Annotated in this window: 12 protein-coding genes; 7 read left to right on the forward strand and 5 right to left on the reverse strand. The window is 50.7% G+C overall.

Features of this window, described 5'->3' with window-relative positions; genetic code table 11:
• Nucleotide 1 precedes the first annotated feature (1 nt).
• The 4 genes from E6P06_RS15120 (at nucleotide 2) to E6P06_RS15135 (ending at nucleotide 4,871) form a co-directional block, all read left to right on the forward strand.
• On the forward strand, nucleotides 2-1,741 hold the full coding sequence (locus E6P06_RS15120; protein WP_139935406.1) for a type I secretion system permease/ATPase: 1,740 nt from the start codon (nucleotides 2-4) through the stop codon (nucleotides 1,739-1,741).
• Nucleotides 1,741-3,069, forward strand: coding sequence for an HlyD family type I secretion periplasmic adaptor subunit (locus tag E6P06_RS15125; protein WP_182316970.1), 1,329 nt, complete (start codon nucleotides 1,741-1,743; stop codon nucleotides 3,067-3,069). The genes E6P06_RS15120 and E6P06_RS15125 overlap by 1 nt, the downstream gene beginning before the upstream one ends.
• A 134-nt stretch (nucleotides 3,070-3,203) precedes the next feature.
• Nucleotides 3,204-3,491: a VF530 family DNA-binding protein gene (locus E6P06_RS15130; RefSeq protein WP_003019974.1), complete on the forward strand. Its 288-nt coding sequence runs from the start codon at nucleotides 3,204-3,206 to the stop codon at nucleotides 3,489-3,491.
• A gap of 12 nt (nucleotides 3,492-3,503) precedes the next feature.
• A complete protein-coding gene (locus E6P06_RS15135) occupies nucleotides 3,504-4,871 on the forward strand; it encodes a glycoside hydrolase family 10 protein (protein ID WP_139935407.1) in 1,368 nt (455 codons plus the stop codon).
• On the opposite strand, the gene E6P06_RS15140 is transcribed toward E6P06_RS15135, so the two are convergent.
• The 5 genes from E6P06_RS15140 to hdeB all read right to left on the reverse strand — a co-directional run bounded on the left by E6P06_RS15140 (nucleotide 4,868) and on the right by hdeB (nucleotide 9,627).
• Nucleotides 4,868-5,386: a hypothetical protein gene (locus E6P06_RS15140; protein WP_139935408.1), complete on the reverse strand. Its 519-nt coding sequence runs from the start codon at nucleotides 5,384-5,386 to the stop codon at nucleotides 4,868-4,870. The two genes, E6P06_RS15135 and E6P06_RS15140, sit on opposite strands and share 4 nt — an antisense overlap.
• A 54-nt stretch (nucleotides 5,387-5,440) precedes the next feature.
• Nucleotides 5,441-6,712: a type II toxin-antitoxin system HipA family toxin gene (locus E6P06_RS15145; RefSeq protein WP_139935409.1), complete on the reverse strand. Its 1,272-nt coding sequence runs from the start codon at nucleotides 6,710-6,712 to the stop codon at nucleotides 5,441-5,443.
• Nucleotides 6,705-7,019, reverse strand: a complete 315-nt coding sequence (locus tag E6P06_RS15150) for a helix-turn-helix domain-containing protein (protein ID WP_044710761.1) — start codon at nucleotides 7,017-7,019, stop codon at nucleotides 6,705-6,707. The genes E6P06_RS15145 and E6P06_RS15150 overlap by 8 nt, the downstream gene beginning before the upstream one ends.
• Before the next feature lie 176 nt (nucleotides 7,020-7,195).
• Nucleotides 7,196-9,142 carry a methyl-accepting chemotaxis protein gene (locus tag E6P06_RS15155; protein ID WP_139935410.1) on the reverse strand — a complete coding sequence of 649 codons (1,947 nt, stop codon included), beginning with the start codon at nucleotides 9,140-9,142 and terminating at the stop codon, nucleotides 7,196-7,198.
• 155 nt (nucleotides 9,143-9,297) lie between these two features.
• Nucleotides 9,298-9,627 (reverse strand): acid-activated periplasmic chaperone HdeB, encoded by a 330-nt coding sequence (gene hdeB, locus E6P06_RS15160; protein WP_139935411.1) that lies wholly within the window; start codon nucleotides 9,625-9,627, stop codon nucleotides 9,298-9,300.
• Nucleotides 9,628-10,028: 401 nt separating this feature from the next.
• On the opposite strand from hdeB, the gene E6P06_RS15165 reads away from it, so the two are divergent.
• From E6P06_RS15165 to E6P06_RS15175, 3 genes are read left to right on the forward strand one after another with little or no spacing between them, the layout of a single operon-like run.
• Nucleotides 10,029-10,895 (forward strand): MurR/RpiR family transcriptional regulator, encoded by an 867-nt coding sequence (locus E6P06_RS15165; RefSeq protein WP_003843679.1) that lies wholly within the window; start codon nucleotides 10,029-10,031, stop codon nucleotides 10,893-10,895.
• A 14-nt stretch (nucleotides 10,896-10,909) separates the two neighbouring features.
• On the forward strand, nucleotides 10,910-11,497 hold the full coding sequence (ddpX, locus tag E6P06_RS15170) for a D-alanyl-D-alanine dipeptidase (RefSeq protein WP_003020004.1): 588 nt from the start codon (nucleotides 10,910-10,912) through the stop codon (nucleotides 11,495-11,497).
• Between the two features lie 15 nt (nucleotides 11,498-11,512).
• Complete coding sequence (locus tag E6P06_RS15175; RefSeq protein ID WP_003843680.1) at nucleotides 11,513-13,075, forward strand: ABC transporter substrate-binding protein; 1,563 nt, start codon at nucleotides 11,513-11,515, stop codon at nucleotides 13,073-13,075.
• The last annotated feature ends 40 nt before the right edge of the window (nucleotides 13,076-13,115 follow it).

Below are 13,115 nucleotides of genomic sequence, written 5' to 3' on the forward strand. Positions count from 1 at the left end.
TATGTCGCGCCAGCATACGCCAACAGAACTGAATGATGCATTAAAGGGAACGAAACCCACTTTTCTGATGCTGTTGTTTTTTAGTTGTGTGATTAATATGCTTATGCTGGCGCCGGCAATTTATATGCTACAGGTTTACGATCGTGTGCTGGTCAGTAAAAATACCACCACGCTGTTAATGTTAACCTTATTGATTGTCGGCTTGTACATCGTTATTGCCATGATTGAATCTGCGCGCGCGCAGGTTATGGTCAGGCTTGGCAACAGGCTGGATATAAAGCTAAGTCAGTTGGTCTTTAACGCGGCCTTTAAAAGAAAGATGGTTACCGGTGATAACAACCCGGCGCAATCTTTAGCCGAACTGGATCAGATCCGTCAGTTTCTTTCCGGGAATAGTCTGTTCGCCTTACTGGATATTCCCTGGACGCCGATATATCTTTTCATCGCCTTTTTGGTCCATCCCCTGCTGGGATATCTTTCTCTCGGCGGAATAACATTATTATTTATTCTGACGCTGGTATCTGAAATCTCTACCAAGCGCCCGATTCAGCAAGCGCACGCCTTAACCATTAACAATGCCAGCAAACTGAATAAACAGCTGCAAAACGCCGATGCCATTGAAGCGATGGGGATGCTTTCGACCCTGAAGTCCAACTGGCAGGAGCAACATAACAAAGTGCTGGCGCTACAAACACAGATTGCCGACAAAACGGCCGGGTTAAGCAGTCTCAGCCGCTTTGTGCGGGTATTGCTGCAGTCGATTGCGCTGGGCGCCGGGGCTTTACTGGTGATCGGCGGCCATATTACCCCGGGCTTGATGATTGCCGCCTCGATCATTCTTGGCCGCGTCCTCAACCCGGTAGAACAAGTCATTGGCAGCTGGAAGCAGTTCGTGCAGTTTCGTAGCGCGTGGCATCAGCTCTCAACCTTGCTGAAGGAGTATCCGGCGCCGAAAGAAGTACTGACCCTGCCGCGTCCGAATGGCAACATCAGCGTCGAAAGCGTCTTCGCTGCAGCCCCCGGCCAGCCTTCTCCGCTACTGCGTAATATCTCATTCCAGCTGGAGCAAGGTGAAGTGCTGGGAATTATCGGCCCTTCAGCCTCAGGAAAAACCTCGCTGGCAAAGGTTCTGGTTGGTGTCTGGAAACCGTTATCAGGGAAAGTCAGATTAGATGGCGCAGATATATGCCAGTGGGATAAAGCGCTGCTGGGCCCGTCTATTGGCTATCTGCCGCAGGATGTGGAACTGTTTGACGGTACCATCGCACAAAACATTGCCCGCTTCGCGCAGAATGACAGTGAGCTTATCGTCGCCGCCGCATTACTGGCAGGCGTTCATGAGATGATCCTGCGCTTGCCGCAAGGTTATGACACTCTGCTGGGCGCAGGTGGATACCAGCTCTCCGGTGGGCAGCGGCAGCGCATCGGGCTGGCGCGCGCCGTGTATAACAATCCTGCGTTTATCGTGCTTGATGAACCGAATGCCAATCTTGACGACGCGGGCGAATTTGCACTCATTAAAGCCATCAATGCTCTGCGTACCCAGGGACAAACCACAGTCATTATCTCACACCGCCCGACGCTGCTCGGCGTGGTCAATAAGGTTTTGCTGCTTAACGATGGCGTTATACAGGAGTTTGGTACCCGCGATCAGGTTTTTGCCCATTTGCGTCAGGCCAACGTACTGAAACCGGTGGCTACGCCTTCTCCATCCACGACTGAACAGCAACGTGAGGCTTGATGATGAAAAAGAACCCCCACAACACGGCCTCTGCTGGCGTAGATACCAATATCTGGTCGCCGATTATCCGGGGCGTGATCGTCATTGTGCTTGGTGTCGGTAGTTTTATCCTCTGGGCAGTGCAAGCTCCGTTAGATGCGGGCGTGGTCGCCGATGGTACGGTTACCGTATCGAGTAACCGCAAAACCATTCAGCATCTGAGCGGCGGTCGGGTAACCCATATCTTTATCAAAGAAGGCGACTTCGTGAAGAAAAATCAGGTCCTCGTCCGGTTGGATAAAATGCAGCTTGAAATGCGTTTCAGCGCGTTGAATGCCCAGTATATTTCTGCAAAAAGTATCGAAGATCGTCTGTTAGCAGAACGCGATGACCTGGATGTGATCCGCTTTAATACTACGCTGACGCAGCAATTCTCTGGCAATAAACGGCTATCAGAAGTCAGAAATCTGCAGGCTAAACTTTTCGATACCCGTCGCAAAACGATTCAGGATGAACTGTCGATGATTCAGGAGACGCTCGATGGTCTGGTTGGACAGACGGATAATCTCAATAAAATAAAAGGCTATCGCGACCACCAGTTTTCTCTGATTAACCGGGAGTTAGGGGCTATTCGGGCGCTGAGCGAAAAAAACTATTACCCCAAAGCACAATTACTGGTGCTGGAGCGCGAGGCAGCAGAAATATCTGGCAGCGTTTCAGAAGATATTCTTAACATTGCCAAACTGAAATCGCAGCAGAACGAATTAAAAATTAAAGCCTATCAGGTGCGTCATCAATATTTACGTGAAGTTGAGTCTGAACTGACGGAAAACCAAAAAGAAGTGGCAATGCTGGAGGATGAATTGGTATCAACGCGTCATGAGCTGGATAACACCGAGATCCGCTCACCGATTAACGGTATTGTGCTGGATGTTAAAGTCAGTACCGTGGGCGGCGTCATTCAGCCTGGAGAACATTTGATGGATATCGTCGCCGGCGGACAACCGATGCAAATTGATGCCAAAATACCCGTACATGCCATTGATAAACTGGTCCCCGGTTTAACTGTTGATGTGCTGTTCCCTGCCCTTAACCATGCGCTGTTACCTTCGGTTCCGGCCCAGGTTCTGACTATCTCTGCGGACCGTTTAATTGATGAAGCCACTCAGCAGCCTTACTACCTTGCGGAAGTACAGGTTTCAGCAGAGGGCGCGCGTTTGCTGGGCGATTACAAAATTAAAGCGGGAATGCCCGCCAGCGTGACGATCAAGACCGGTGAACGAACCCTGATGAGCTACCTGTTTAAACCGTTGATTGCCCGTCTGGAACTGGCTTTTAAAGAGTATTGATCCATCCATTGCCGGTATGACGTACGGCTTGTCGCGCCATACCGCTTTCTGCCGTTGCTGGCAGCTTTGCTTTCTTGTAACCTTCTTCCCGTCTCACTACTGACAAAATCTGGAACCACTGAACTGGACTTCATATGAATGCTCATAATTCTAAAGACCCTTTACATGGCGTGACGCTAGAAATGCAGGTCAATGCCCTGGTTGAACGTTATGGTTGGGCTGAGCTGGCGCAACGCATTAATATCAACTGCTTTAAAAATGAACCGAGCGTTAAATCCAGTTTGAAGTTTCTGCGCCGTACGCCGTGGGCACGGGCAGAAGTAGAAGCACTGTACCTGGACTCTCTACATGACCAGGCCTCAAATAACACTCCCGAACCGGCCTTCGATCCCTGGGCTAACAGCCGCAATAAGAAGAAATAAGAGCAAAATCAGATGGCAGCATCCGGTTTCTTTTCAGGAAATTATCAGAAAAAACTGGCGAAGATTATCGCCCGTTTTCGTGCCAGACTACCGCTGACCAACATGAAATGGTTTGCTGTACTTGTGGGCAGTATGTTGTTACTTGGCAGCTGTTCTTCACAACCGCCCGGCTCCAAAACCACTCCGCAACCTCCGGTGAGCAAACCTCAGCAGAGCAAGGAGCCAGTGCGTGGGATCTGGCTGGCGACGGTTTCACGTCTTGACTGGCCGCCGATCTCATCTGTGAACATCAGTTCACATGCTGTACGCATCAGTCTGCAGCAAAAAGCGCTGACGGATAAGCTGGACAACCTGAAACGACTTGGTATTAACACCGTTTTTTTCCAGGTTAAGCCCGATGGGACCGCATTGTGGAAGTCAAAGATTCTGCCGTGGTCAGATACCCTGACCGGCACGATTGGCCAGGATCCGGGTTACGATCCGCTGCAGTTTATGCTCGATGAAGCGCATAAGCGCGGAATGAAAGTTCATGCCTGGCTTAACCCCTATCGCGTGTCTGTAAACACCAAACCTTCGACGGTCACTGAATTAAACAGCACGCTGTCACAAACACCGTCCAGCGTATACGTTCTGCATCGAGACTGGATCCGCACTGCGGGCGAGCGTTTTGTGTTAGACCCCGGTATTCCCGAAGTGCGTGACTGGATAACCAGCATCGTGGCGGAAGTGGTTGAGAATTACCCTGTTGACGGTGTGCAGTTTGATGATTACTTCTATACCGAGTCTCCTGGCTCTGCGCTCAATGACAGCCAGACGTTCAGAAGATACGGCCAGGGATTCGCTTCCAAAGCTGACTGGCGCCGCGATAACACGCAACGGCTGATTGCCCAGGTATCGCGGACTATCAAGAAACTCAAGCCTGAGGTTGAATTCGGTGTCAGCCCTGCGGGCGTATGGCGCAACCGTTCGCACGATCCAGCGGGCTCCGACACGCGCGGTGCGGCAGCGTATGATGAGTCTTATGCCGACACCCGCCGTTGGGTGCAACAAGGCTTGCTGGATTACATCGCACCGCAACTCTACTGGCCTTTTGCCCGCGATGCAGCGCGCTACGATGTACTGGCAAAATGGTGGGCAGATGTCGTGAAATCAACCAACACTCGCCTCTACATTGGTGTAGCGCTGTATAAAGTTGGTGAACCATCGAGAAAAGAGCCAGACTGGACGGTCAAAGGCGGTGTGCCGGAACTGAAAAAGCAGCTCGATCTAAACGAGACCGAACCGTACATTAACGGCACGATCCTGTTTCGCGAAGATTACCTTAATCAACCGCAAACGCAGGAAGCTGTGACCTATATTCGCAATCGTTGGGGACGTTAATGGTTGTTCTGAGCGGGAAGCCTGAGACAGACGCTCACGTAGCGGGTAAATTTCCCCACAAAAATTCCGGCGAACATGCCGCCAGTAATGATAGCCAGGGCGCTCATTGCGGGTTGACGTAAAACGTCGGGGGAAATGGCGTTAAGTACGCCAAGTACGTACTTAACGCCGAATGCCATCAGCATAAATGGCAATGCGGAATAATCTGCCGGACGGTGAATACTCCGTGGTGCGCTACTGCGGCTCAAACGGCCGGGGTTAATTAATATGTAGCCAATGATTGCGCCGCTGAGGATACCTATCGCCCACTGAATATACGTAATGAGGGTCGGGTCGCGATAAGTGATTAAATCGTAGATATCCCAGACTAAAAAAATAGCGGGGATCAGCGCCAGCTTTTCCAGCGTGACAGTGGCAGGTGTTCTGGCTTTAATCCCTCGATACAGTAGAAAGGCAAACAGCAGATACACCCAAACTGGCGTGTTTTTCAGCATATTCACGACAAATTCAGCCATAACGTTGCCTCGCTCAGATTTAGTTCTTCGCTAAGTGTAGCGGCTGTCTCTGCATCACAGGGACATTAACCTGCGGACATTTTCATTAATCTGTTTCTGTATCGTATTCAGCGTAGTTTGTGTTATCTGATCGGCGTATTTGTCTTTGGCTGTAACGCTTAGCGCTGTTGCATGGTGGCAGATCTTGTCGATTATAGCGTTCACATGCTCAGCTGATAGCTCAGCTTCCTGTACGCCAAGCTGCTGCAGGTGCTTTCTTTCGATATCCAGCGCTTCTCCCAGCACGTCCATTTGGTGATACCCGCCGGGTCCTTCGCACCAGGTCACGTCGTAAGCCGGAGCCAAAGTCCAGTTTCCTGCGGCTGACATTAAATAGGCAAAGTTTTTGGGATGGTCATCGCGGTTGTTAAATGCCACGTTGAAAACCACGCGTTCGAACGCTTTCGCTTTTTCTCTGACATCATTGGTACAAATCTGTGTGGCGCGCAGAAAATCCCGGTAATCTAAAGCACCGGGTATCTGGTAATTTGCACCGGTAAATGCCGCCAGGCTCTGCATAGGAATACGGACCGACTGGTCACGGTCGAAACGGCGGGTAGCAAATGCCGCCTGCCCGTCAGGCAGATTAAAATACGCGGTATCAGGCGTAGTGATCCCACATTGCCGCAAACATTCAGCATACACCGCTTCGATTGCACATACCTCAGCATGCTCATGCCTGGCAGGAAATTTAATCAACCAGCTTTCGCTCCCCGGGAGGGGCGCAGTGGTGAACTTTGACGTGACACTGTCACGATAAAGTAACGCTTTTGGCCTGGCCCCTTGCGGTGAACCGCCCATCTGGAGCAGTTTTTGCAAGAATTCCCCGCCTTCGCCGCTCAGGACTTCCTGAACCTCAGATGCCAGTTGTTCGAGAGGAACATCCTCTTTTGAAAGCGTCTCGACATCTGACTGAACGGGCCGGAACGTCATGGCGCCCATTGCGTTATTGCCGACCCAGGTTAACCTCTCCAGAGGTCCTATGCGCGCTGCGTTGAGTCCACGGCGTTTAAATAAACGATCCATCAACAGCATACCCCAACCATCAGGTAGCGAATCGTACACGGGTCCTGGTAATCCCAACTGATGAGCCGGGAAATCCCTGCGTAAACGAGGACCGTTCAGCGGTAACCTTAACCGGGACAGCTCCAGCCCCTTACGTATAGCGTCTTCACTGTATTCAAAGGCGATCAACGGGCGTCCGGTCAGGGCTGAGGAAGACACCAGTTTTCCCCACAACCATTTTTCACCCCAGCCTTCATAAAAGACATCGACTTGCTCAGGCATCAGTATTTTTCCTTTTCACCCGCTGGCGTGCCGCGCTCTTCTCGTAACGCAAAATATCATCCAGACTGTCGATCCTGGGTTTGAATAAGCCCTCCAGCGCGTCACCATAGCCTAACACCATCGCGACTTTGACCAGATTCTCAAATCCTACATTTTTACCGGCCTCCAGATTCGAAACGGTATTCACACCGACACCTGAACGCGCGGCAACATCTGCCTGCGTCATTTGCTGCGCGAGCCGTTCCTTACGCAATCTGTCGCAAAGTAGTTTGACGATATCGGCTGCTGTATTGAGCATTAAATCCATAATATTGGCTCTTATTGGAATAAAAACGACTTTACACCCAATATTATAGAGTTAAGCGGAGAATGATTCAAAGTTTTGTAAGGCACAATAAAGAGGAGTTAAATCAATAAATCGTGGTTAAGCACCATTATACTGGAATTATCTGGGCACAAGATCTGTACCCGGATAGGATGTGGTTAACAGGCAACGGAAGGCTCAGGTAATCTGAAAGAAGAGACCAGCAATGCCAGCTGTTCCGCCTCCTCTTTCAGCGCCTGCGTCCGTGCTGCGGCATCATCAATTAACGAGGCATTCTGCTGAACGGTGCTGTCCATTTCGGTAACTGCGAGCGTAACTTCGGAAACACCTTTACGCTGTTCTTCACCCGCAACGCGTATTTCCCCCATCAACTGGCGTACCTGACGCACATTGCTGACCAGTTCTCCCAGACGTTCGCCGGCAGTGTGAATTTGCTGACTTCCGCTACCAACATGAGAAACGGATTCATCAATCAACGCTTTAATTTCCTGGGCGGCGGTGGCACTGCGCTGAGCCAGCGTGCGCACTTCGGAGGCCACGACGGCAAACCCTCTGCCAGCATCACCCGCTCTGGCGGCTTCAACCGCGGCATTCAGGGCGAGAATATTGGTCTGGAACGCAATGCTGTCGATGACCGCGACAATTTCCACCATTCTGCCGGATGAGGCGCTGACGTTATCCATCGTAGAGATGACGCCCTGCATCACATCACCGCAACGGTTGGCCGTTTGCGCTGTGTTATCGGATAGCTCATCCGCCAATTGTGTATTACTGGCGTTTTGATGAACGGTCGCATTTAACTGCTCCATAGCCGCTGAGCTCTCTTCCAGCGCAGCGGCCTGCTGCGTTACGCGAGATGAAAGCTCCATATTACTGTCAGCCAGGCTAACGGCGTTATTCGCCACCACTGTGCTACTGCTTCTGACGGTAATCAGGATGGCCGAGATTTTATCGACGAACAGGTTAAACGCCTCGGCGATAGCCGAAATCTCATCTTTGCCGCGAACATCCAGACGACGGGTAAGATCGCCTTCTCCCTGCGCGATGTCATCAAGAGCCTGACGGGTATCATCGAGACGTGAAATTAGTCGACGAACCACCAGCCATGATCCCACCAGCAACAGCGTCATGATAGGGATCAATACCTCCAGAACATCCTGCATCATCACTTTGGCAAGACCGACAATACGTGATTCTGGTGTCACAAGCCCTACGACCCAGCCGGTATCTGGCATCGGGAACAGCATGACCTGTGACGCTGTATTCAGGACGAGATCATTTTCCAACGTTATGGTCTTCACCCCATCTGTCGGGCGCAAAGATTTCAGACCGTTTTGCACCGGGATAAGCCACTGCGCGCTTTGCGCCAGATCGTTAATGGTTTTATGTTTGGCCAGGTCGGCCTGCGGGAAATAGAGAATTTGTCCCTGCTTGTCTACCACAAACGCGTAACCGCCAGTACTGTTGCCCTGCTGCTGCATGAAAGTTGCGACGTTATCCAGACGGATATCGGTGGTCGCGACACCGGCAAACTTGCCCGCCTGCTGATAAGGCACGCTGCATGTCACCATGTTGACGCCTGAACTGGCATCCTGGTAAACATCAGACCATAGGCAGTTGTTTTGTGATTGCCCTTTGGCGTGCTGATACCAGCTTTCATTGTGGTATCCGCTTGATCCTTCGACGTTATAATCGTTGGAATAGACAAGCTTTCCTTCGGCATTACGCGCCCAGAAAAAGCTTCTTTTCTCCACACCTGCGGTGAAGGCGTCTGGTTCTGGCCAGATGCCGCCGCCGGTAATAATCGAGTCTTTACCTTCACCAATCAGATGCGGAACGACGCTTTGATACAGAGATTCATCGTTAGGCAACACTTCAGCCAGTCGCGACATGCTGACTGTCTCACCTTCAATTCGGGACAATACGGTACTCAACTGACGGGTTAAACCTTGCCCTGTTTCTTCGATCAGGGCGGTGTTGATTTCAACGACGCGCGGCTGACCACGCCAGAGCATAATCACCACGATAACAATAGTCGTTACTGCAAGCAGCAGAATGCCGCCGATGGTTAAACGCGTTGAAATACGAGTAGGATACCAGGCCATACAAACTCCTTCTGCAAAAGGCTAACTTTTATCCAGTATCGGCACAGGCCTTTATATCTTTATAAAGATTTCTTAAGTATTGCAAAAGAAAAAAGTGACAATGTCACAAATAACAAAACCCAGCACTTTGGCTGGGTTTTAATAACGGCTTAATTTTATTTAGATAATTCTTTTTTGATTTCGTCTTTTATTTTACTTAATTCGCTCTGCGGATGTTTCTTACAAAGTTCAACGGTCAGAGGAACTGCAGTCGTAACGGTTTCGTTATAGTCTACGTAATCGCCACCTTTGAAGTCTTCGTCTTCATTGAGCACCCAGAAGGCCACCGGAGCCATAGTTTGTGGGTTCAAATCAATAAACTCCTGACAGTTCATGCCTTTCGGAGTCACTGCAGTTTTAGCGTTATCAGTTGCTGCATTGACGCTGACACTGGTTAACAGCGCTGCGACCAGAATACCTGCTGTAGAAAGGGAGAATTTATTCATTGTAGTACTCCATGTATAATATAAATAATATCTACACTTGCGCTTAACACCGTTAATGTAGCTCGTGAAAAATAATACCCTTATAGTCATAAGAATAAAGATTGGTGTTATTGATATGGCTGAAATTTATATTTTCAATTACTGATTCTTATGTCTTAGGGATAAATGTTGCCCACAATGTGATCGTTCCGACGAAATCAGCAGATTCATACCCCGCTTCCTCTGCCGTTGCACCAAAACTGAACTACGCTGCACAAATGTTGATCATTAGTTAACGAATTTGAGCTGAATTTTAACAAAAACAGCCAGCATGCTGCTGTTACTGACATGGCACGCGTCGTGCATTGTTAATTCGCTAACAGAGATACGGAATCTGACAGACAACTAACAGCGAGAAGGTAATGACAGCCAAACCAGAGTTATTTACCCGCATAGAGCAAACCTTTAGCCAGCTGACGCCCAGCGAAAAGCGCGTGGCTGGGTGGCTGTTAGCCCATGCTGTGCAGATCCCATTTGAAACAGCGGATGGCATCGCTAAAGCGACCGGAACCAGCGGCATTACCGTCGGACGTTATCTGCGTAAACTGGGCTTTCGTAACCTGGAGGATGCAAAAGCCAGTCTGCGTGAGCTGCCTGTAGTTCCTTATCAGCCCTGGGGAATGAATGAACGACTGGATTCCTGGCACCAGCAACAAAGCCTGCCAGATCGGGCGCACCAGTCGCTGTTACTGGAAATCGACGCCATTACCCACGTCTACCAACTTGCTCAGGGTGAGACTTTTCTACGCATTGCACAGCAGTTGGCGCATGCGGAAGCCGTGTACATCCTCGGGATCCAGTCCACCCGTGGGATCGCTAACGCCTTTTTTAGTCACCTGGAATATCTGCGACCTAAAGTCAGCTACTCCGAAGGTCTTTCCGGCAGTTGGGTAGAGTCGCTGAACTCGGGATTCAGCAAGCCTTACGTGGTTATTACCGATATGCGCGCCTACTCCGCTATTTCGCGACAATATTGCCGTGTCGCCACTGAACGCTGCATTCCGCTGGCGCTAATTACCGATGTGTGGTGCCCATGGGCCAGGGATTATTCCATTGATTTGCTTCAGGTAAAAACCGACACCGGACATTTCTGGGACTCACTGGCACCGGTGAGCTGTCTGTTCAACTTATTACTTTCTGCGGTGGTGGCGCAACTGGGTGACGCCCTCGCAGGACGCCTGCAAACTAATCGCCAGTTACAACAACAATTTGGTCAATTCGAACAATAAACAGGAAACGTGCTATGTCAGAACTCCCAGAACTGGTCGATCTGTCGGTGATATTTCCGTCGCTGCATATCGATCTTAAATACGCTACTGCCGACAACATTACCGGCGCACCTATCTACAGGGAAGCGCGTTGCCTGTTGCACACCGAGGCGGTAACCGCGCTGGCAAAAAGCATCAGCATTGCGCAACTGGCGGGCTTGTCGCTGGTGGTGTACGACGCGTATCGCCCCCAGCAGGCGCAGGCGATACTGTGGAATGCCTGTCCCGACCCGCAATATGTTGTCGATGTTGCCATTGGTTCCAATCACAGTCGGGGTACGGCCATTGACGTCACGTTGATGGACGATCGCGGCCATCTCCTTGATATGGGGGCCGGTTTTGATGAAATGCACGACCGTTCCCATGCCTGGCATCCGTCTGTTCCTCCGGCAGCGCAGCGTAACCGCCTGCTGCTCAATGCCATTATGTTTGGTGGTGGTTTTGTCGGTATTAACAGCGAATGGTGGCATTTTGAATTACCTGATGCCGCCCGTTACCCGCTGCTTGACGATCAAATAGATTGTTACACTGTCACGTCTATAACAACACAACATCCCCTTTAATTCTGGAGCCTGGTTATGAAGACTACACCTGCGTTAAACGCTTTTTTCCGCCCCGCTCTGATAGCCGTTGCGTTAGCGGTAGCCCTGCCTGCCGCGCAGGCTGCCGTTCCCAAAGATATGTTAGTGATTGGTAAAGCCGCCGATCCGCAGACGCTCGATCCCGCTGTGACCATAGATAACAATGACTGGACGGTCACCTATCCCTCTTACCAGCGGTTGGTTCAGTACAAAACAGATGGTGGTAAAGGTTCCACGGAAGTTGAAGGCGATTTAGCCAGCGGCTGGAAAGCCTCGGACGACCAGAAAGAGTGGACGTTTACCCTGAAAAACGATGCCAAATTCGCCGACGGAACACCGGTGACGGCTGATGCGGTAAAGCAATCCTTCGAACGATTGCTCAAGATTGGTCAGGGACCTGCGGAGGCTTTCCCGAAAGATCTGAAGGTTGAGGCCATTGATAACACCACGGTGAAGTTTACCCTCAGCCAGCCGTTTGCTCCGTTTCTGTATACGCTGGCAAATGACGGTGCCTCAATCATTAACCCGGCCATCTTAAAAGAGCATGCCGCAGACGATGCCCGCGGATTCCTGGCACAGAACACGGCAGGTTCTGGTCCCTTCATGCTGAAGAGTTGGCAAAAGGGACAACAACTGGTGCTGGTGCCTAACCCGCATTATGCCGGTACAAAACCGACGTTTAAGCGCGTCTCAGTCAAAATCATTGGTGAAAGCGCCTCCCGTCGCCTGCAACTGTCCCGTGGCGATATCGACATTGCCGATGCGCTTCCTGTTGACCAGCTTGCTGCTTTAAAACAGGAAGGCAAAGTGAACGTGGCGGATTATCCCTCATTGCGCGTGACTTATCTGTATCTCAACAACAGTAAGGCCCCGCTCAATCAGGTGGATTTACGCCGCGCTATCTCGTGGGCCACCGATTATAAAGGCATGGTCAACGGGATCCTGAGCGGCAATGGAAAGCAAATGCGTGGCCCAATCCCCGAAGGCATGTGGGGTTTTGACGATAAGGCCATGCAGTACAGCTTCGATGAAGCCAAAGCCAAAGCAGCGTGGGACAAAGTTGCCACCAAACCTGAAAGCCTGAGCTTCCTGTACTCAGATAATGATCCAAACTGGGAACCTATCGCGCTCGCTACCCAGGCAAGCCTTGGCAAACTGGGCATTAAGGTGAAGCTGGAAAAACTGGCGAACGCCACCATGCGTGACCGCGTGGGCAAAGGCGATTACGACATTGCCATTGGTAACTGGAGTCCGGATTTTGCCGACCCGTACATGTTTATGAACTACTGGTTTGAGTCAGATAAGAAAGGCTTGCCGGGTAACCGTTCGTTCTATGAAAACAGTGAGGTCGATAAGCTGCTACGTAGCGCGCTGGCTACGACCGATCAGGTGGCCAGAACCAATGACTACCAGCAGGCGCAAACCATCGTGATTGATGAAGCGGCCTACGTCTATTTATTCCAGAAAAACTATCAGTTGGCGATGAACAAAGACGTCAAAGGATTTGTATTCAACCCCATGCTGGAACAGGTCTTCAATATCTCCACCATGAGTAAATAAGCCACGTTTACGCGGAGCCGCTCTGGCTCCGCAAGGGGAA

This window comes from Citrobacter sp. CF971, assembly GCF_006385635.1.
Taxonomy (GTDB): domain Bacteria; phylum Pseudomonadota; class Gammaproteobacteria; order Enterobacterales; family Enterobacteriaceae; genus Citrobacter; species Citrobacter freundii.

Coding starts and splice junctions, on each gene's coding strand:
- E6P06_RS15120 (WP_139935406.1), top strand. CDS start 2: ATGTCGCGCCAGCATACGCCAACAGAACTGAATGATGCATTAAAGGGA.
- E6P06_RS15125 (WP_182316970.1), top strand. CDS start 1,741: ATGATGAAAAAGAACCCCCACAACACGGCCTCTGCTGGCGTAGATACC.
- E6P06_RS15130 (WP_003019974.1), top strand. CDS start 3,204: ATGAATGCTCATAATTCTAAAGACCCTTTACATGGCGTGACGCTAGAA.
- E6P06_RS15135 (WP_139935407.1), top strand. CDS start 3,504: ATGGCAGCATCCGGTTTCTTTTCAGGAAATTATCAGAAAAAACTGGCG.
- E6P06_RS15140 (WP_139935408.1), bottom strand. CDS start 5,386: ATGGCTGAATTTGTCGTGAATATGCTGAAAAACACGCCAGTTTGGGTG.
- E6P06_RS15145 (WP_139935409.1), bottom strand. CDS start 6,712: ATGCCTGAGCAAGTCGATGTCTTTTATGAAGGCTGGGGTGAAAAATGG.
- E6P06_RS15150 (WP_044710761.1), bottom strand. CDS start 7,019: ATGGATTTAATGCTCAATACAGCAGCCGATATCGTCAAACTACTTTGC.
- E6P06_RS15155 (WP_139935410.1), bottom strand. CDS start 9,142: ATGGCCTGGTATCCTACTCGTATTTCAACGCGTTTAACCATCGGCGGC.
- hdeB (WP_139935411.1), bottom strand. CDS start 9,627: ATGAATAAATTCTCCCTTTCTACAGCAGGTATTCTGGTCGCAGCGCTG.
- E6P06_RS15165 (WP_003843679.1), top strand. CDS start 10,029: ATGACAGCCAAACCAGAGTTATTTACCCGCATAGAGCAAACCTTTAGC.
- ddpX (WP_003020004.1), top strand. CDS start 10,910: ATGTCAGAACTCCCAGAACTGGTCGATCTGTCGGTGATATTTCCGTCG.
- E6P06_RS15175 (WP_003843680.1), top strand. CDS start 11,513: ATGAAGACTACACCTGCGTTAAACGCTTTTTTCCGCCCCGCTCTGATA.